21 protein-coding genes are annotated in these 18466 nt (G+C 72.2%); 7 read left to right on the top strand and 14 right to left on the bottom strand.

The window, feature by feature from the left end:
- The first annotated feature begins 93 nt into the window (after positions 1-93).
- Entirely contained in the window at positions 94-618 is a 525-nt protein-coding gene (locus AB0D48_RS28070) for a DinB family protein (protein ID WP_362402711.1), read from the top strand.
- A 662-nt stretch (positions 619-1280) separates the two neighbouring features.
- On the opposite strand, the gene AB0D48_RS28065 is transcribed toward AB0D48_RS28070, so the two are convergent.
- The 8 genes from AB0D48_RS28065 to AB0D48_RS28030 all read right to left on the bottom strand — a co-directional run bounded on the left by AB0D48_RS28065 (position 1281) and on the right by AB0D48_RS28030 (position 8084).
- A complete protein-coding gene (locus AB0D48_RS28065) occupies positions 1281-1757 on the bottom strand; it encodes a hypothetical protein (protein ID WP_362402829.1) in 477 nt (158 codons plus the stop codon).
- Between the two features lie 136 nt (positions 1758-1893).
- A complete protein-coding gene (locus AB0D48_RS28060; RefSeq protein WP_362402825.1) occupies positions 1894-2562 on the bottom strand; it encodes a uracil-DNA glycosylase in 669 nt (222 codons plus the stop codon).
- Between the two features lie 100 nt (positions 2563-2662).
- Positions 2663-4246, bottom strand: coding sequence for an ABC transporter substrate-binding protein (locus AB0D48_RS28055; RefSeq protein ID WP_362402708.1), 1584 nt, complete (start codon positions 4244-4246; stop codon positions 2663-2665).
- A gap of 152 nt (positions 4247-4398) precedes the next feature.
- Positions 4399-5160: an SDR family oxidoreductase gene (locus tag AB0D48_RS28050; protein WP_362402705.1), complete on the bottom strand. Its 762-nt coding sequence runs from the start codon at positions 5158-5160 to the stop codon at positions 4399-4401.
- A 28-nt stretch (positions 5161-5188) separates the two neighbouring features.
- Positions 5189-5950: a 3-oxoacyl-ACP reductase FabG gene (fabG, locus tag AB0D48_RS28045; RefSeq protein ID WP_362402702.1), complete on the bottom strand. Its 762-nt coding sequence runs from the start codon at positions 5948-5950 to the stop codon at positions 5189-5191.
- A gap of 275 nt (positions 5951-6225) precedes the next feature.
- Entirely contained in the window at positions 6226-6609 is a 384-nt protein-coding gene (locus tag AB0D48_RS28040) for a DUF3037 domain-containing protein (protein ID WP_362402699.1), read from the bottom strand.
- Positions 6606-7451 (bottom strand): HipA family kinase, encoded by an 846-nt coding sequence (locus tag AB0D48_RS28035; RefSeq protein ID WP_362402696.1) that lies wholly within the window; start codon positions 7449-7451, stop codon positions 6606-6608. Before AB0D48_RS28035 ends, AB0D48_RS28040 begins: the two co-directional genes overlap by 4 nt.
- An 18-nt stretch (positions 7452-7469) precedes the next feature.
- Positions 7470-8084, bottom strand: coding sequence for a cysteine hydrolase (locus AB0D48_RS28030; RefSeq protein ID WP_362402693.1), 615 nt, complete (start codon positions 8082-8084; stop codon positions 7470-7472).
- A 91-nt stretch (positions 8085-8175) separates the two neighbouring features.
- Here AB0D48_RS28030 and AB0D48_RS28025 point away from each other — a divergent pair, with 91 nt between their 5' ends.
- A complete protein-coding gene (locus tag AB0D48_RS28025) occupies positions 8176-8634 on the top strand; it encodes a pyridoxamine 5'-phosphate oxidase family protein (RefSeq protein ID WP_362402822.1) in 459 nt (152 codons plus the stop codon).
- A gap of 19 nt (positions 8635-8653) precedes the next feature.
- On the opposite strand, the gene AB0D48_RS28020 is transcribed toward AB0D48_RS28025, so the two are convergent.
- Positions 8654-9553 (bottom strand): LysR substrate-binding domain-containing protein, encoded by a 900-nt coding sequence (locus tag AB0D48_RS28020; RefSeq protein WP_362402690.1) that lies wholly within the window; start codon positions 9551-9553, stop codon positions 8654-8656.
- Between the two features lie 74 nt (positions 9554-9627).
- On the opposite strand from AB0D48_RS28020, the gene AB0D48_RS28015 reads away from it, so the two are divergent.
- Together AB0D48_RS28015 and AB0D48_RS28010 are read left to right on the top strand one after the other, a co-directional pair.
- Complete coding sequence (locus AB0D48_RS28015) at positions 9628-10587, top strand: DMT family transporter (protein WP_362402687.1); 960 nt, start codon at positions 9628-9630, stop codon at positions 10585-10587.
- Positions 10588-10639: 52 nt separating this feature from the next.
- A complete protein-coding gene (locus AB0D48_RS28010) occupies positions 10640-10891 on the top strand; it encodes a hypothetical protein (RefSeq protein ID WP_362402684.1) in 252 nt (83 codons plus the stop codon).
- 33 nt (positions 10892-10924) lie between these two features.
- On the opposite strand, the gene AB0D48_RS28005 is transcribed toward AB0D48_RS28010, so the two are convergent.
- The gene (locus AB0D48_RS28005) at positions 10925-12256 is read right to left on the bottom strand and encodes an aminotransferase class I/II-fold pyridoxal phosphate-dependent enzyme (RefSeq protein ID WP_362402681.1); all 1332 of its coding nucleotides are present in this window, start codon (positions 12254-12256) and stop codon (positions 10925-10927) included.
- Between the two features lie 37 nt (positions 12257-12293).
- On the opposite strand from AB0D48_RS28005, the gene AB0D48_RS28000 reads away from it, so the two are divergent.
- Positions 12294-13001, top strand: coding sequence for a pyridoxamine 5'-phosphate oxidase family protein (locus tag AB0D48_RS28000; protein ID WP_362402678.1), 708 nt, complete (start codon positions 12294-12296; stop codon positions 12999-13001).
- Here AB0D48_RS28000 and AB0D48_RS27995 read toward each other — a convergent pair.
- Both AB0D48_RS27995 and AB0D48_RS27990 read right to left on the bottom strand, forming a co-directional pair.
- Complete coding sequence (locus tag AB0D48_RS27995; RefSeq protein ID WP_362402675.1) at positions 12983-14038, bottom strand: EamA family transporter; 1056 nt, start codon at positions 14036-14038, stop codon at positions 12983-12985. The two genes, AB0D48_RS28000 and AB0D48_RS27995, sit on opposite strands and share 19 nt — an antisense overlap.
- Before the next feature lie 164 nt (positions 14039-14202).
- Complete coding sequence (locus AB0D48_RS27990; protein WP_362402672.1) at positions 14203-15180, bottom strand: EamA family transporter; 978 nt, start codon at positions 15178-15180, stop codon at positions 14203-14205.
- A 172-nt stretch (positions 15181-15352) separates the two neighbouring features.
- On the opposite strand from AB0D48_RS27990, the gene AB0D48_RS27985 reads away from it, so the two are divergent.
- Positions 15353-15781, top strand: a complete 429-nt coding sequence (locus tag AB0D48_RS27985; protein WP_362402669.1) for an SRPBCC family protein — start codon at positions 15353-15355, stop codon at positions 15779-15781.
- A 212-nt stretch (positions 15782-15993) separates the two neighbouring features.
- Here AB0D48_RS27985 and AB0D48_RS27980 read toward each other — a convergent pair whose 3' ends face one another.
- On the bottom strand, positions 15994-16605 hold the full coding sequence (locus tag AB0D48_RS27980) for a PadR family transcriptional regulator (protein ID WP_362402666.1): 612 nt from the start codon (positions 16603-16605) through the stop codon (positions 15994-15996).
- A gap of 180 nt (positions 16606-16785) precedes the next feature.
- Here AB0D48_RS27980 and AB0D48_RS27975 point away from each other — a divergent pair, with 180 nt between their 5' ends.
- Positions 16786-17607, top strand: coding sequence for a PhzF family phenazine biosynthesis isomerase (locus AB0D48_RS27975; RefSeq protein WP_362402663.1), 822 nt, complete (start codon positions 16786-16788; stop codon positions 17605-17607).
- 41 nt (positions 17608-17648) lie between these two features.
- Here the strand turns inward: AB0D48_RS27975 and AB0D48_RS27970 are convergent, their stop codons facing one another.
- Positions 17649-18449 carry a type II CAAX endopeptidase family protein gene (locus AB0D48_RS27970; RefSeq protein WP_362402661.1) on the bottom strand — a complete coding sequence of 267 codons (801 nt, stop codon included), beginning with the start codon at positions 18447-18449 and terminating at the stop codon, positions 17649-17651.
- Positions 18450-18466: the final 17 nt, after the last annotated feature.

The raw sequence follows: 18466 nt of genomic DNA, 5'->3' as shown, positions 1-18466 counted from the left end.
TCGTTCCTTGTGGGACTCCGGCAGCTTAAGTCCTGCGGTCGACCGGGACTTAATCCCTGGTGGCGGGGGCCTGGTTAACCGAGGATGGCCCCTATGACCACCAGTTCCGGATCACATCGCAATGAGCCCTCCACCACCGCGGACGAGCGCGGCATGCTGGACGGCTGGCTCGACTACCACCGCGCGACCCTCGCCTGGAAGTGCGAGGGGCTCCAGGACGAGCAGCTCCGCCGCAGTCCGCTCGCACCCTCGGAACTGAGCTTGCTGGGCCTCGTACGGCACATGGCCGAGGTGGAGCGGTACTGGTTCCGGGAGATCATGCTCGGCGAGGACCTTCCCGAGCTGTACTGCACGAGCGAGGACCCGGACGGGGACTTCCACTTCACCGACAACGACACCTGGGCCGAGGTGGAGCAGGTGTGGCAGACGGAGGTCGAGCTGGCGCGCCAGGCCGCCGCGGGCCGTTCGCTGGACCTGCTGTCGGAGGCCGAGAGCCACCACCGGGGCGAGGTGTTCAGCCTGCGCTGGGTCTACACCCACATGATCGAGGAGTACGCGCGCCACAACGGGCACGCGGACCTGCTGCGCGAGCAGATCGACGGAGCCACCGGCGACTGAGGGCTGTCCCGTCACCCGTGCGGGGTCAATATGGCCCGCGGGTTTTCGCAACGTGGCCCTCGCAGAGCAGAGTTGCGCGAGTGCATCCAACCCGAACCACGACGAGGCTGCTGCTCGGAGTCGCCTGTGCCGTCTCGGCCGTCTCCGGCTGTGTGAACGTGAGCCCCGCCCCCGGGCAGCCGGGGGCGGCGGCCCCCTCCGCGGGGCTGCTGCCGCACCACGAGCTGAGCGGCGGGCCGGGAGCCGCCCCGGGGGTCGTGCAGGCACCTGCTCTGGAGGCGCTGAAGACGGCTCCGGAGAAGCAGGCGCGGCCCACGGCTCCCGCCCCCGCCGGACGGTCCGCCGAGCGCACCGCGCAGGGCGCCACCGCCGGGCCCCTGGAGGCCGCACCGCCGGTGCCGGAGATCCCGGAGCCCGGGGGCCGGCCGGACCGGCTGCGGGCCGTCAGGGCGGCGGCCGCCCGCACGGCCCGCAGCCCGACGCCGCGGTGGAGCGCGAGCTGGTGCGGGAGCTTCCGGTACGGGCCGCCGACGTGTGCGCGCTGGGCCGGCGGCACGCGCGGTGGCAACCGGACAGCCCGGAGGCCCGCATCTGCGCGGGCGTCCGCGAGGACTGATCCGCTGACGGGGACCGGACCGATCCGCTCACGGGGGCCGGCCGGATCACGGGGACTGCTCGGGGAACGGCCGGGGACCCCCGCCCGGTTCCGCCGCGAGCCGCCGCTCCAGCCGGGCGATGGCGGCCCGTACGCCGTTCCCGTACCCGTCGTCGGGCAGCGCGCCGGTGGCGGCGCGGGCCCGCGCCAGGTGGACCCGGGCCGCCTCCGGCCGCTGGAGCTTCACGTAGTCGGCGGCCAGGCTGAGGTGCAGGGACGGGTAAAACACCCGCATCGCCGGATGCGGCTCCCCCGGTGCGGACGGCTCGTCCCGGAGCGCCTCGGCGGCGGTGAGGGCCCTCAGGTCCCAGGCCAGTTCGTCGGCGGGGTCGTCCTGGGCGTCGGCCATGTAGTGGGCGAGCGTGCACCGGTGCAGGGAGTCACCCTCCTCACCGATCTCGGACCAGATCACGCCGAGCCGGTTGCGGGCTTCCTCGCGGTCCCCGGCGTGCAGCAGGATGACCGCCTGGCCGATCCTGGTCATGACCGCGTCCTCCGACGCCTCCTGCTGCTGCTCCGTCACGGCGGCCTCCGGCTTGCTCTGCGCCAGACCTGCTCCGGTCTGATCGTCAAGAAGCTAGCCGGAGGTACGGGCATTGACGCCGAGGCGCGGTGGGCCGTCAGCCGAGGTCCGGGATCCGCCAGTCGATCGGCTCATGGCCCTGGGCGGCGATGGCCTCGTTGATCTGCGTGAAGGGCCGGGAACCGAAGAACTTCTTGGCCGACAGCGGGGAGGGGTGCGCACCCTTGACGATCACGTGCCGCTCTTCGTCGATCAACGGGATCTTCTTCTGGGCGTAGGCGCCCCACAGCACGAAGACGGCGGGGTCGGGACGCTCGGACACGGAGCGGATCACCGCGTCGGTGAACTTCTCCCAGCCCTTGCCCTTGTGCGAGTTGGGCTCGGCCTCACGGACGGTGAGCACCGCGTTGAGCAGCAGGACGCCCTGGCGGGCCCACGGCATGAGGTACCCGTTGTCCGGGACGGGCAGGCCCAGCTCCTCCTTCATCTCCTTGTAGATGTTGCGGAGCGAGGGCGGGGTCTTGACCCCGGGCTGGACGGAGAAGCACAGGCCGTGGCCCTGCCCGGCGCCGTGGTACGGGTCCTGGCCGAGGACCAGCACCTTCACCCGGTCGAACGGGGTGGCCTCCAGGGCCGCGAAGACCTGCTCGTGGGGCGGGTAGACCGGCCCGTTCGCCCGCTCCTTCTCGACGAACTCCGCGAGTTCCTTGAAGTAGGGCTGGTCCAGCTCCCCGCCGAGGACGGGGAGCCAGGACTCGGGCAGCATCTGGGTCACGGCGACAACCTCCGGTACAAGTTCGGTTCAACTGCTCTGAACCTACCGGGGGCCACTGACAACGCCTCAGCCGCCCGCTCCGCTGAAGCGGCTACCAGCTGGTCTTGCGGTAGAACTCCCACATCTGCATGACGGTCTGCGGGTCCAGCGCCCGCTCGGCGCCCGCGATGTCGTCGCGTGCGGCTACGTACAGCTTGCCCTGCCACAGGGGCAGCAGCCGGACGTCTTCGGAGAAGATCTGCTGCGCCCGCTCGAACTCGTGGACGCCGGCCGAGCGGTCGCCCTCGCGGCGCGTCTTCGGCAGCAGGTCGGTCAGGATCTCGGCCGGCTCGTACGGGGTGCCGACCGCGTTCTCCTTGCCGACGAACGGCGCGATGAAGTTGTCCGGGTCCGGGAAGTCGGGGAACCAGCCGCGGCCGAAGACCGGGTACTCCTGGCTCTTGTAGCCCTCCTGGAAGGCCTTCCAGGGCTGGCTGCGCAGGGTGATCCTGAAGAGCCCGCTCTCGTCCAGCTGGCGCTTGAGCTCGGTGAACTCGTCAGCGGTGGAGGAGCCGTACCGGTCCGTGGTGTACCAGAAGGTCAGATCGACCGGCGTGGGGATCCCGGCGTCCTTGAGGATCTTCTGGGCCTTCTTGACGTCCGCGTGGCCGTACTTGTCGTAGAAGGGCGTCTTGTGGCCGACGACCCCCTTGGGAACCATCGAGTACAGCGGCTCGGCGGTGCCCTGGTACACCTTGGAGACGAGCACGCCGCGGTCGACGAGCTGGGCGATGGCCTGGCGGACCGGGAGCTTGGAGACCGCCGGGTCCTTCGGGTTGAAGACGAGGTAGCGGATCTCGGCGCCGACGTTCTCGACGACCTGGACGCCCGCCGTGTGCGACTCGGGGGTCTGCAGGTCCCTGACCTCCGGGGCCGACAGGCCTCGGTAGGTGGCGTCGATCTCCTTGGCCTTGAGGGCGGCGACCATCTTCGTGGAATCCGCGAAGTAGCGGATGGTCACCCCGTTGTTACGGCGGTTGGCGAAGCCCGTGTAGCTCTCGTTGCGGCCGAGGACGGCCTCGGCGCTCTCCTTGTACGAGTCGAGCACGTACGGGCCGGAACCGGTGACCTTGCCGTCCTCGCGCACCTTGTCGGCCGGGTATTCCTTGGGCGCGACCAGCGAGGCCGCGGGCGAGCCGAGGACGAGGGGGAAGGTGGCGTCGGGGGTCGTCAGGTGGAAGACGACGGTCAGGGCGTCCGGGGTCTCGATCTTGTCGAGGCTGCCGAAGAGGTCCTTGGGGCCGACCTTGGAGCCGATGGTCCGGATCCGGTCCAGGGAGTGCTTGACCGCCTTGGCGTCGAGCGGCTCCCCGTTGGAGAACTTCAGGCCCTTGCGCAGGGTGCACCGGTACGACTCGTTCGCCGCGTCCGTGAACTCGCAGCTCTGGGCGGCGTCCGGCTGGGGCTTGGTGGAGCCCGTGGGGAAGGCCAGCAGAGTCTGGTAGACGTTCCGGTACAGCTCCCAGGAGCCGTCCCATGCCGCCGCGGGATCGAGGGTGCTCGGTGCGCTCGTCGTGCCGACGACGATCCTCTTCGCGTCGTCGGCGCTGTCATCCGAAAGCAGGCCGCAACCGGCGAGCAGGGATATGGACGCAAGGGCCGCAGTGATCTGCAGGCATCTGGTCCGGTTGAACACGTGCACGCTCCTCGATCAGCCAGGGGTGCGGCAGACCCTACCGCAGTGCCCCACAAATCCAATGGGTTGGTTTCGTGGGGCACTTGACCGGTTCCGTGCCCATTCGGTATGCATTTACCTCCCTTTTGGAGGCAAATCCGTCCGATTATCGATCAGTGCACACCGGCATTGAGGAACATTCCACCGTCGACGACGAGAGTTTGCCCCGTGATCCATTCCGCTTGTGCAGATGTAAGAAATGCGGCGGCCCCTCCGATGTCCTCGGGGGTCCCGAGCCGGCCGAGCGGATAGGCGGCCGAGGCCTCCTGCTCCCGGCCCTCGTAGAGCGCCTGCGCGAACTTCGTCTTGACCACCGCGGGGGCGATCGCGTTGACCCGGACCCGGGGCGCCATCTCGTGGGCGAGCTGGAGCGTGAGGTTGACCATGGCGGCCTTGCTCATCCCGTACGCGCCGATGAAGGGCGAGGCGGAGACCCCGGCGATGGAGGCGATGTTCACGATCGCCCCGCCGTTGTCCTTCTGCCAGGCGTGCCAGGTCCGCTGGGCGAAGCCGAGCGCCGAGATCACATTGGTCTCGAAGACCTTGCGCGCGACCCCGAGGTCCAGGTCCGCGATCGGACCGAAAACCGGATTGGTGCCGGCGTTGTTGACCAGGAAGTCCACGCGGCCGAAGGCCTCCATCGTGCGCTCGACGGCGACGGCCTGGTGGGCCTCGTCGTGCGCCTTTCCGGCCACCCCGATCACACGGTCGGCGCCGAGCCGCTCCACGGCCTCCTTGAGGGCCTCCTCGTTGCGCCCGGTGATGCAGACCCGGTCGCCGCGCGCGACGAGCGCCTCGGCGATGCCGTAGCCGATGCCGCGGCTCGCCCCGGTGATCAGCGCGACCTTGCCGCTGTCGATGCCGTTGTACGTCATGGCGTACGTCCTGCCTCTCGTGGTCTCGTCAGTTGAGCGGGCCGCCGGCCACGTACATGACCTGGCCGGAGACGAAGCCGGCGGCCTCGCCCGTGAAGAAGGCGATGGCGTTGGCGATGTCGTCCGGGCGCCCGACGCGCTGGACGGGGATCTGGGTGGCGGCGGCCGCCTGGAAGTCCTCGAAGCCCATGCCGACGCGGGCGGCCGTCTGGGCGGTCATCTCGGTGACGATGAAGCCGGGGGCGACGGCGTTGGCGGTGACGCCGAACTTGCCGAGCTCGATGGCCAGGGTCTTGGTGAAGCCCTGCAGACCGGCCTTGGCGGCGGAGTAGTTGACCTGGCCGCGGTTGCCGAGCGCCGAGCTGCTGGAGAGGTTCACGATGCGGCCGAACTTGGCCTCCACCATGTACTTCTGACAGGCCTTCGACATCAGGAACGCGCCGCGCAGGTGGACGTTCATGACCGTGTCCCAGTCGGTCTCGCTCATCTTGAAGAGCAGGTTGTCGCGCAGCACGCCCGCGTTGTTGACCAGGATGGTCGGGACGCCGAGCTCGCTCGCGACGCGCGCCACGGCCGCCTCCACCTGCGCGCCGTCGGAGACGTCGCAGCCGACCGCCAGGGCCTTGCCGCCGGCCGCCGTGATCGCCTCCACGGTGTCCTTGCAGGCCGCCTCGTCAAGGTCGAGTACGGCGACGGCCCGGCCCTCGGCGGCCAGGCGTACAGCGGTGGCCGCGCCGATGCCCCGGGCCCCTCCGGTCACGATCGCGACGCGCTGCTCGGTGGTGGACATGCTGGATCTCCTCGCCCTTGAGAGACGGCCGCCCTGAGGTGAGCAACCGCTTAGTAGCTTCAGCTGAGGAGACGCTAGGAGCCATGACACTCCGTGTCAACGGGGGCACTTCCCGCCCGGCGGCGTGGGAGGCACCATCCGGCCCCGCCGGCGCCCGAGGCGCACTTCGAACCCCGCCGGCGTTCGAGGCGCGGGGCCGGGGGCGGAGCCCCGCGCCGGTGCCGGGGCGGAGCCCCCGCACCGGCGCGGCACCCGGACTGCCGACGGGGCCCGGGTCAGCGGACCAGCAGGTCCAGCAACCGCTCCGCCTCGGCAGCGGGATCGGCCGTCAGGCCGGTGTGCACCGGTCCCGGCTGCACCACCGTGCTCCTCGGCGCGATCAGCCACCGGAACCGCCGCCCCGCGTCGTCACCGGCCGCCTGACCGGCGGCCTCGCCGCCCGCACACACACCCTCCACCCCGCGCAGCGCGGCCCGTACCCCGGCCACGTCGGCCCCGGGATCCAGCGCGAGGAGCTTCGCCTCGTCGAGATGGGTGTGCGCCGCCACGTACGAGCGCGCCCGGCAGTAGACGATCACGCCTGCGTTGAAACACTCGCCGCGCTCCATCCGGGGCACCACACGCACCAGCGCGTACTCGAACACGTCCCGCTTGGTCACTCGCCGTCGCTCTTCTTCTTGGTCTTGTGGGGCCATTCCGTCAGGTGCTCGGTGAGCCAGCCCGGCGGCTTCTGCGGAGCCTTCACCTCCGCCTCCATCGAGATCCTCTCGTGGATCGTGGCCGCGCGCGGCAGCAGCGCGTCCACGTAGGCGCGGCGCAGCGCGTCGGTGGAGTCGAAGCCGGGCTCGTCGACCAGCCACTCGTCCGGCACGTCGGCGGCGACCTCGGTGAGCAGCTCCTCGGTGACCAGCGGTGCGAGTGCGGCAGCGGCGGCCGCGACGTCCGGTCCCACGGGGGCCAGCACGTGGTCGGAGGCGTTGTACGGCTTCGCGGCGGCGGCCTCGGCGGTGGGCCAGTTGTGGTGCCAGATCATGGTGGCGCCGTGGTCGATGAGCCACAGGTCCCCGTGCCAGACCAGCATGTTCGGGTTGCGCCAGGACCGGTCGACGTTGTTGATCAGGGCGTCGAACCAGACCACGCGCCCCGCCTCGACCGGGTCCACCTGGTAGGCGAGCGGGTCGAAGCCGATCGACCCGGGCAGGTAGTCCATGCCGAGGTTGAGCCCGCCGCTGGCCTTGAGCAGCTCCTGGACCTCCTGGTCGGGCTCGCCGAGCCCGATGACGGGGTCGAGCTGCATCTGCACCAGCCGCGGGACCCGCAGGCCCATCCGCTGGGCGAGGCGCCCGCAGATGACTTCGGCGACCAGGGTCTTGCGGCCCTGGCCGGCTCCGGTGAATTTCATGACGTAGGTACCGAGATCGTCGGCCTCGACGATTCCCGGGAGCGAGCCGCCCTCACGCAGGGGCGTGACGTAACGGGTCGCGATCACTTCGGACAGCATCCGCCCAGGTTACGGCGGTCAGGGTGCGGGAGCCCACTGATCGAGCAGCGCTTCGGTGGTGGTGATGGCGGCGACCAGCGAGAGGGAGTTGCGGATCACCTCGGCGGTGCAGGATGCGGGCACCCCGGCGATGGCGTCGGCCGGGACCACGACCTGGTAGCCGAGGTTCACGGCGTCGAAGACGGTGTTCGGGATGGCGATGTTGGAGGAGACGCCGGTGACGACGAGGGTCCGGACGCCGAGGTTGCGCAGCAGGGCGTCCAGGTCGGTGCCGGCCATCGGGGAGAGCCCGTGCAGCCGGCGGACCACCAGGTCCTGCCCGGCCACGACGATGGGGGCCGCGACCTCCACCGCCCGGCTTCCGGAGAGCTGGCGCACGGGCAGCTTCCCGGCGGCGCGGAACAGCCGCGCGTTGGTGTTCGCCCCGCGCCCGTCGGGCCGCCGCTCGGCGACCGCGTGCAGCACTTGTACGCCGGCCCCGCGCGCGGCGTCGGCCAGCGCGGCCACCCGTCCTAGCATCCCGGAGTCCCGGGCCTCCTTCGCGAGCTCGGGCAGGGCGCTCTCGTCGCCGACGACGCCGTTCTGGCATTCGACGGTGAGCAGTGCGGTGGTGGCGGGATCGAGATCCGGCATGGCTCCCCCTGGCGTGACGGCCGTCGACCCCGCATGATTCCTGACACACAGTCAGATGTGAAGGGGTGCGGGACGGATGGACGAGACACGCGTGGACGGGACCCAGCGGCGAGGGCGCCGCATCATGATGAGCGACGAGGAGGTGGACGCCTTCCTGCGCGAGCAGCGGACCTGCCGGGTGGCCACGGTCTCCCCGGACGGGCGCCCGCACGTGGGGGCCCTGTGGTTCGCCTGGGACGGCACCTCGCTGTGGCTGTACTCGATCACGCGCAGCCGGCGCTGGTCCGACCTGCGCAAGGACCCGCGGATCTCGGTGGTCGTGGACTCCGGCGAGTCCTACGACGAGCTGCGCGGAGTGGAGCTGTCCGGCAGCGCCGTCTTCGTCGGCGAGGCACCGCGCACCGGCGAACCGTGCCCGGAACTGGCGGAGGCCGAGCGGATCTTCCCGGTCAAGAATTTCGGCATCGAGGAGATGCCGCACGACGGGCGGCACGCCTGGATCCGACTGACCCCGGAGTCGGTCGTCTCGTGGGACTTCCGCAAGCTCTAGACCCTCCGGCACCAGGGGGTCAGAGCGCTGCGGCAGCCTGCCGCAGCGCCTCGGCGGCGGCCCGGATGGAGGGCCTGCGGTCGGCGTCCGCGCGCCACACGGCGTACACGTGGCGGCGTACGGAGTCGCAGACGGCCAGCAGCCGGACGCCGGGCGGCACGGGGCCGCGACCCAGCTTCGGCGCCACGCAGACCCCGAGCCCCGCCTCCACGAAGGCCAGCTGGGTGTGGTGTTCCTCGGCGATGTGGGCGATGCGCGGCTCGATTCCCGTACCGCGGAGGGTGAAGACCAGCCACTCGTGGCAGAACTGCCCCTCGTTCCAGGAGATCCAGTCGTCGTCGGCGAACTCGGCGAGGGAGACCTCGGTCCGGTCGGCCAGCCGGTGGCCGGCCGGGACCGCGATGTCGACGGAGTCGTCCAGCAGGTGCGTCCGGGTGAGTTCGGCGGGCACCGGCATCCGCTTGTTGTGCCAGTCGATGGCCAGCGCCAGGTCGAGGTCCCCGCGCACGACGGCGGCCATGCTCTCCTCGGGCTCCTGCTCGCGCACCAGCGGCCGCAGTTCCGGATGGCCGTCGCGCAGGGCGGACAGCGCTTGCGGGAGCAGCCCGCGCATCGCGGTCGGAAAGGCCCCGATGCGCAACTCGCCGACGGCGCAGCCCCGCTGGGCCTCCACATCGGCCTGGGCGAGCTCCACCTGGGAGATGATCCGGGCCGCGTGATCGGCGAGCAGCCGCCCTGCGTCGGTGAGCCGGACCCCGCGCCCGTTCTTGGCCAGCAGCGGCTGGCCGACCTCGCGCTCCAGCTTGGCCATCTGCTGGGACACGGCGGAGGTGGTGACGTGGAGTCCGTCGGCCGCGCCGCTGACCGAGCCGTGGCGGGCGAGGGCGTCGAGGGTGCGCAGGCGCTCCAGGTTCAACATGTAAGGGATGCTACGCCGTCCCTCCGAGAAAATCTCGCTTGTTCTACGAAGTTGGGGGGCGCACAGTAAGGGCCATGAGCGCACCCACGGCCCCCCGCCCGACCCTCGCAGCCCCCTCTCCGTCCGCCGCGAGCACCCGGCGGGGCGCCCTCCTGGACTGGCGCGTCCGCTTCGCGATCCTCTCGGTCGTCTGGGGCTTCAGCTTCCTGCTGATCAAGGTGGGCACGGAGGCGTACGCGCCCTTCCAGGTGGCCATGGGCCGGGTCCTGTTCGGCGCGCTCGCCCTCCTCGCCGTGCTGCTGGTCCGCCGCGAGCCGCTGCCGCGGGGACTGCGCACCTGGGGCCACCTCGGCGTGGCGGCGCTCCTGCTCAACACCGCCCCGTTCTCCCTCTTCGCCTACGCAGAGCTGAGCATCCCCTCCAGCCTGGCCGGCATCTGCAACGCCACGTCCCCGCTGTGGGGGATGGCGCTCGCCCTGGTCGCCCTGTCGGAGGACCGCCCGACGCGCCGCCGCGTCGCGGGTCTGGGCCTGGGCTTCCTCGGCGTCCTCACCGTCCTCGGTGCCTGGCAGGGCTTCTCCGGGGTCGACGCCAAGGGCACCGCGTTCGCCCTGCTGGCCTCGCTCTGCTACCCCATCGGCTGGATCTACGTCCGCCGCACGCTGGCCGGGTCCCCCGGCTCCCCGGTCGCCCTGACCGCCGCCCAGCTCCTGTTCTCCACCGTCCAGCTCGCCCTGGTCAGCGCCCTGTTCACGGCCGCCCCTACGTCCTTCCCCCTCTGGCCGACCCTGTCGGTGATCGCCCTGGGCGCCCTCGGCACGGGCATGGCCCTCCAGATGCAGTACGGCCTGGTCTCGGAGGTCGGCCCGACCACCGCCCAGATGGTCACGTACTTCATCCCCGTCATCGCCACCACGGCGGGCGTCCTGGTCCTCGGCGAACAGCTCCACTGGAACACCCCGGTCGGCGCCGCCGTCGTCCTGGCGGGCGCCGCCCTCACCCAGACCCGCCCCGGGGCCCGGCGGCCGGCCTGACCCCTGATACCGTCCCGGCGATCACCACACCGCCCGGGGGCATCTCTTGAGCTTGGCCACAGTCCTTCTGACCGCCGGTCCCACCGCCCTCGTCGGCGGCGGCTGGGTCGCACTGGACATCCGCGGATCGGCCGCTCGGCTGGCCCGCCGGGCGGAGGCCGACGCGGAACTGCGCAGGCACTCCCAGGGTGACCTCGGCCCGGCGACGAGGACCATTACGGCCGGGCTGTACCGCTACATGGCCACATTCATGGCCCTGGGCGGAGTCGTCCTCACCCTGGTTGGCCTCCTCGAACTCCTCTGACCTCCGGCCGTGGGCCCGGCTCCGGCCCCGCCGTCAGACGGAGCGGCCGCCCCCCGCCGGGCGGACCGCCGCGGCGACGCTGTCGGCCAGGGCCGGGACGTCGGCCACCGCCAGCTGGGAGACCGTCAGCCGGACGCCCGGCCCCGACTCCACGCGGAACCGGGCGCCGGCGGTCACCGCCCAGCCCGCCGCCAGCAGCCTCGTCACCACGGCCGTCTCGTCGGCCACCGGCACCCACACGTTCATCCCGCTCCGCCCGTGCGCCCGTACGCCCCGCTCGCGCAGCGCCGCGACCAGCGCGTCCCGCCGCTCCCCGTACGAGCGGGCCACCGCGGCCCGGTCCACCGCGCCCGAGGTCCACAGGTCGACCACCGCGTACTGCAGCAGCCTGCTCACCCACCCGGGGCCCAGCCGCTGCCGCCCTCGTACCCGGTCCAGCGTCACCGCGTCCCCGGTCAGCACCGCCAGCCGCAGGTCCGGCCCGTACGCCTTCGCCGTGGACCGCACCAGTGCCCAGTGCCGGGTGATCCCGCCCAGCGGGCGCAGCGGCAGGTCCACGATCCCGTGCCCGTGGTCGTCGTCGATCACCAGCACCCCCGGGTGGCCCGCGAGCAGCGCCCGCAGCTCCCCGGCCCGCGCCGCGCTCACCGCGGCCCCGGTCGGGTTCTGCGCCCGCGAGGTCACCACCAGCGCCCGTGCCCCGGCCTCCAGGGCCCGCGCCACCGCCTCGGTCCGCGGCCCCTCGTCGTCCACCGCCACGGGCAGTACCCGCAGGCCCAGCGCCGGCATCAGGTCCAGCACGCTCCCCCAGCCCGGGTCCTCGACCGCGACCGCGTCCCCGGGGCGCAGGTGCGCGGCCAGTACCCGCTCGATCCCGTCCAGCGCGCCCGAAGTCACCGCGATGGGTCCGGCCGGCACCCCGTCCCCGTCGAGGTCGGCCCGGGCCAGCCGGGCCAGTTCCGGATCGACCGGGTCCTGCCCGTAGAGGGGCGGCGCCTGCGCGTACCGCCGGGCCGCCGCCACCAGCGCCCCGTCCAGCGCCGGGAGCAGCGACACGTCCGGATTGCCCTCCGTGATGTCCCGTACGCCCGCCGGCACCGCCATCCGCAGAGCGTCCCGCGGCGCGCTCGACGGTCGGGCGCGCACCCGGCTGCCGCGCCGCCCGTCGGTCTCGATGACACCGCGCTCGCGCAGCGACCGGTAGGCGGCCGCCACCGTGTTGGGGTTGACCCCCAGCTCGGCCGCCAGCTCGCGCATCGGTGGCAGCAGCGCCCCCGGTGCGAGCGCACCCGTTCCCACACCCGCTTCGACACTGGCCGCGATGTCCGATGCGCGGCGCCCAACGATCCGATAGTCTCCTAGCACAAAGAACATTATGCACTAGTACAACGGAGTTCGCATTATGACCGCCACGCCCGCCACGGAAGCGCCCGCACAGTCCGAGCCGCCCACCTCGTCCGACGCGTACGAGCCCACCGACCGCACGGTGCCGACCCGCTCCCGCGACCGGGCGCGCTACGACCGCGAGACCGTGCACTCGATACTCGACCAGGCCTACATCTGCCACCTCGGCTTCGTCCGCGACGGCGCCCCGGTGGTGCTGCCGACGCTGTTCGGCCGGGTCGGCGAGGCGCTCTACATCCACGGCTCCACGGGTTCGCGGCCGCTGCTCGCGGCGGGCAAGGCCGACCCGGGACTGCCGGTGTGCGTGACCGTGACCCACGTCGACGGCCTGGTGCTGGCCCGCTCGGCCTTCCACCACTCGCTCAACTACCGCTCGGTGGTCGTACACGGCACGGCCTACCAGGTCACGGACGAGGAGGAGTGCCGGGTGGCCCTCGATGCCCTCGTCGACCACGTGGTCCCGGGCCGCTCCGCCGACTCGCGGCCGGCCAACGCCAAGGAGCTCGCCGCCACGGCGGTGATCCGCCTGGACCTGACCGAGGTGTCCGCGAAGATCCGTACCGGCGGACCGAACGACGACGCCGAGGACATGGGACTGCCCTACTGGGCGGGCGTGGTACCGGTCGCCCCGGCGTACGGGACGCCGGTCCCGGCGGCCGACCTGGCCCCCGGGACCGCCACCCCGGACTACCTCGCGGCGCTCTGACCCGACACTTCGGGGGCTCGGACGGGCCGCACCACCGGCCCGTCCGCAGACCCGTCCGCAGACCCGCCCGCGTGCGCATCCGCCGGCCCGCCCGCATGCCCGTCCGCCGGCCCGTCCCCAGGGCGCCGCGCCTCCGCGGCGATCAGGGCGCCCACGGCTGCCAGCAGCAGTGCGGTGCCCAGCACCACGGCCCCGGTCAGCCGCTCCCCCAGCACCAGTACGGCGATCACCGCCGCGCTCACCGGCTCGATCAGCATGATCACCGACACGGTGGCGGCCCGCACGGCGGCGGCCCCGGTGAAGTAGAGCGCGTACGCCAGCGCCGTCGGCACGGTCGCGACGTACAGCAGCAGCCAGAGCACCCGCCCGAGTTCGGCGGTGTGGGGCAGCAGTCCCTCCACCACTGCGAACGGCAGCAGGCACACCGTGCCCACCGCGACCGACCAGGCGGTGGTCACGAGCGGATCCCCGCCCGCCCCGCGCCGCCCGAGCCAGCGGGCCCGCAGGGTCATCCCCGCGTACCCGGCGGCCGACAGCAGCGCCCAGCCGACGCCCAGCGGGCGCACCTCGCCGCCCCCGCTGCCCAGCACCAGGACGGCGAGCCCGGCCAGCGCCCCGGTGACGGCGGCCACGCCGCCCTTGCCGAGCCGCTCGCCCATCCAGTACCGCGCCCCGAGCGCGATCAGCACGGGCCCGGCGCCGAGGGTGACGACGGTGCCGACCGCGAGGCCGGTCTCGCGCACGGCGGCGAAGTAGGCGGCTTGGAACAGCGTGAACAGCAACCCTGTCGCGATCAGCGAGCCGGCGGACGGCCGCACCCGCCCGATCCCGGGCCCGGGGCGGCGGGGCCGGCGTACGGCGAGCACCCCCAGCAGCACCGCGAGCCCGCCCGCGCACCGCCAGAACGACAGGGCGAGCGGACCGAGGTCACTGGCGAGGAAGAGAAGGGAGGCAGCCGCCCCGGCGGTGCCCCAGGCGGCTCCGGCGACGACGAGGTACAGCAGACTGCGCCCGGAAGCGGGCGAATGGTTCGACACGTGGTTCTCCGCGCATGCGTGAAGGACGAAGACAGCAGGTCATCTCTTCGCGGGCAGCGCTCACCCGCCCGGGAGCTCCCCGGGCAGGGGTAATTTCGAGGAGGTACCGCCCGCGCTAGGCGCGGGCGGGAGGCGGAAGCACGGTCGACGGCATGTGCGCCACCCTAGGCGCTCGTGGTCTCTCGGTCCACCACGACCGGATCGACCCCGGTCGGGAGGGTGGACGGAGCGGCGGACGGGGCAGGCCGCGAGGACTGCGCGATGAACGCGCCGCCCAGCACCAGCCCGCCGCCGACGATCTGCCAGGTGGAGAGGTGCTCGCCGAGCAGGATCCAGGCCAGCACGGTGGCGACGACCGCCTCCAGGAAGGCCACCACGCCCGCGATCTGCGGTGAGAGCCTGCGTACGGAGACCACGCCGGTCAGGTACGCGAAGACGGTCGCGATCAGCACCACCCAGCCGAGCAGCACCGGCGCGGGGACCATCGTGTCGCCCATGGCCGCCTCCCCGCCCAGCACCTGCCAGTCGATCTCCCACGGCCGGGCGATCACCGTCATCACGAGGGCGCCGACGAGCATGCCGTACGCGATCACCCCGAGCGGGTCGGGGGCGTCGTCCCCGTCCGCGCCCTGGTCGGCGAAGACGAAGTAGAAGGCCTGGCACAGGGCCGCGCAGAGGCCGAACAGCACGCCGAGCACATCGAGCCGCAGCCCGGCCCAGATCTCGACCACGCAGGCGAGGCCCACGACGGCCACGGCCGCTCCGGCGGCGGCGCCCCGCGTCACGGGCTTGCGCTGCACGAAGCGGATGTAGCCGAGCAGCAGCGCCGGACCGAGGTACTCCAGCAGCAGGGCCACGCCGACCGGAATCCGGGACAGGGAGGCGAAGTAGAAGGCCTGGACACCGGCGACGGCGACCAGCCCGAAGCCCGCCAGCAGCGCGGGCCTGCGCAGGACGAGGGCACGGTGGCGCCAGGCCAGCGGGGACAGCACGAGCGCTGCCCCGGCCACCCTGAGCCAGACCATGTGGAGGGGGTCCAGACCCGCCTCGATCAGCGGCTTCGCCGCCACTCCGGAACCACCGAACGCGATCGCCGAGACGAGGGCGAGGCCCAGTCCGGCGTTTTTCCCTGACGCTTGCATCGGGCCATCATGGCAGGGCTCGTCAGGAGCGTCACGGGCAAGACACCTGTTGAGACACAGACGATACGACGACCCGTCCACCCCTCCAATATCTGACAGGTCGTCAGTATTGAATGTTCCGCCCGCCGGGGCTACGTTCCGCCGCACGTACCCGACGAGAAGGGGTGGTCGCATGGCCGAAGTCACCGCGGAATCACGCATCGAGGCGTCCGCCGCGAAGCTCTGGTCCCAGCTGACGGACTGGGACGCGTACGGCCAGTGGAGCATGACCCACACCAACTTCCCGAAGGGCGGTCCGGAGACCCTCGCGGTCGGCGCCACCTTCGCCGAGAACATGAAGATGATGGGTTTCCCGGCCGAGGTCGTCTGGACCGTCTCCGAGCTGGAGGACGAGCACCTCTTCGCCATCACCGGCAAGGGCCCGATGGGCGTGGCCGTCCTCACCCGGTACACCCTGACCCCCGACGGCGCGGCCACCACCGTCCGCATCGACGGCGAGTTCACGGGGGCCGCCGTCTCCCTGATGGCGGGCAAGCTCAAGGACTCGGCCACCGCCGCGCTGAACGAGTCGCTGCGCAAGCTGGCCGGCCTGGTCGCCTGACCCACCCGAGCCGCCCGAACCGGCGGACCGGCGGACCGCCAGACCCACCTGACCCGCTCGATCCGCCCGAACCGGCGGACCCACCCGACCCACCCGACCCACCTGACCCACTCGATCCGCCGACCCCCGAGACGTCCACGCACACGACGGCGCGCCCCGCGAAAGTCCCGCGGGGCGCGCCGTTCCGGTCGTCCGGGGCCGAAGGGCGAGTGTCAGTGCTCGTCGGCCAGGATGAGGTAGAGCTTCTTGCGGGCGTCGTTGATGACCGCGACGGCCTTGTTCCGCTGCTCGGGCGTGCCCGTCTTCCAGACCTGGCCGAAGGCCTCCATCAGGCCGAAGCCGGCCGTCCGGATCTCGCTCATCGCCTCGAAGTCGAAGCCGCGACCGGCATCCGCCCAGGGGGCGTCCGGGCCCGACTCGGCCTCGGCGCGACCGGCTTCGGTGAGCGTGAACAGCTTCTTGCCGCCCTCGCTCTCGCTGGTGATGAGCCCCTCGTCCTCGAGCAGCTGCAGGGTCGGGTAGACCGAGCCCGGGCTGGGCTTCCAGGCCCCGCCGCTGCGCTCGCCGATCTCCTGGATCATCTCGTAGCCGTGCATCGGCCGGTCGGCGAGCAGCGCCAGGATCGAGGCGCGCACATCACCCCGCCGGGCCCGGCCTCGCGGTCCCCCGCGGCCGCCGCGCCCACCGAAGGGGCCGCCGCCGAAGGGCGGTCCGAAGGGGCCGAAGGCGGCGCGCCGCCCCTTGAACTCCTCCCGACGATCCGGCCCGCAGTGGCCGTGGCCCCGTCCGTGCTCATGTCCGTGGTCGTGTCCGTGTGAACGCATGGCTGCGCTCCTTTCGTCACTTCGTGATGTCGTATCGGTTGTCCGATGACTCCACTATCGATGATCCATCGCGACACGTCAACGATATATCGGAAACTTCCCGACGAACAGCTTCGAACAAGGCCAGTCACCCCCGATTGGCCTTTGTCGGTGATCAAGAAACCGCCCTACCGTCGGGGGATGCGCATCCGAATCGTCGACGCCTTCACCGACCGCCCCTTCCACGGGAACCCCGCCGGAGTCCTGCTCCTCGACACCGGGTTCCCCCCGGACGTCTGGCTCCAGCAGGTCGCTTCCGAGGTGAACCTCTCCGAGACCGCCTTCGCGCACCCCCTGCCGCCCGGCGGGGACGCCGACTGGGCACTGCGCTGGTTCACCCCGGCCGCCGAGGTCGACATGTGCGGCCACGCCACGCTCGCCACCGCCCACGTACTGGCGACGCAGGGCCTCGCCACGGGCCGGATCCGCTTCACCGCGCGCTGCGGCATCCTCACGGCCGAGACCGCCGAGGACGGGACGGTCACCATGGACTTCCCGACGTCCTCACTCACCCCGGTGCAGGCTCCGACCGCGGTCGACCACGCCCTCGGGGGCGCGCCGATCCTCTCCGTGCACGACACCGCAGCCCACATCGGAGACCTGCTGATCGAGCTCGCCGACGAGAAGACCGTCCGCGAACTGGAGCCGGACCACTCCGCCCTGCGCGCCTTCGCCAAGCGCGGGGTGATCGTCACCGCGCCCGCCGAGGATCCCTCTCTCGGGTACGACTTCGTCTCCCGCGGCTTCTTCCCGGCCTTCGGGATCGACGAGGACCCGGTCACCGGCAGCGCCCACACCGCGCTCGCACCGTTTTGGGCCGAGCGACTGGGCCGCACCGAGCTCACCGGCCTCCAGGGCGGCGCCCGCAAGGGCCTGGTACGGGTGACCCTCGCGGGCGAACGCACCCTGCTGAGCGGCCACGCGGTCACCGTCCTCGACGGGGAGCTCCTCACGGCCCCCTGACCGGGCCGCCCACGCCGCGGCGGGCCGGTCCCGGCCGCCCGTCACGGCGTCGGCAGCCAGCCCACCTTGCCCGCGAGCAGCGCGTACCCGCCGAAGGCCACGATGTCGAGCAGCGCGTGCGCGACCACGAGCGGTCCGACCCGGCCCCAGCGGCGATAGGCCAGCACGAACACGACGCCCATCACCACGTTGCCGATGAAGCCGCCGATTCCCTGGTAGAGGTGGTACGAGCCGCGCAGCAGCGAACTGGCCAGCAGCGCGGCAGTCGGCGACCACCCCAGCTGGCCGAGCCGGCGCAGCAGGTAGGCCAGCACGATGACCTCCTCCACCACGGAGTTCTGCACCGCGGAGAGGATCAGCACGGGGAACTTCCACCACACGTCGGGGAGCGCCTCCGGCACCACCGTGAGGTTGAATCCGCCGGCCCGCGCCGCGAGGTAGAAAACGAGCCCGGCGCTCCCGATCCCGGCGGCCACGAGAGCGCCCCGCCCCAGGTCCCACCCGGGCCGCGTGCGGTCGAAGCCCAGCACCCGCAGCCCCGGCACGCCCTCGCGGGTCAGCAGGTGGGCCACCAGCAGGACGGGCACCAGGGCGGTCCCGATGCCGAACAGCTGCCAGGCCAGGTCCAGCCAGGGCCGGCCGGGCGCGTAGGAGCCGTTGAGCGTGGCGGCCTGGTCCTTGAGGCCGCCCGGCTTGGTGAGCGAGCCGATGAAGCTGATCAGCGCCGAGACCCCGCTCGCGCCCAGCGACAGCGCCAGGACCAGCAGGGTCTCCGTGCGCAGGAGACCCCGCCGCCCGTCCTCGCGCAGCTCCACGACCACCGGCTCCGGCTCCGCCCGCACGCCCGACTCCCGTCCTA

This window comes from Streptomyces sp. NPDC048269 (assembly GCF_040652395.1).
Taxonomy (GTDB): domain Bacteria; phylum Actinomycetota; class Actinomycetes; order Streptomycetales; family Streptomycetaceae; genus Streptomyces.
Note: the sequence above shows the minus strand (reverse complement) of the source record. Positions and strands in the feature narration are given on the sequence as shown.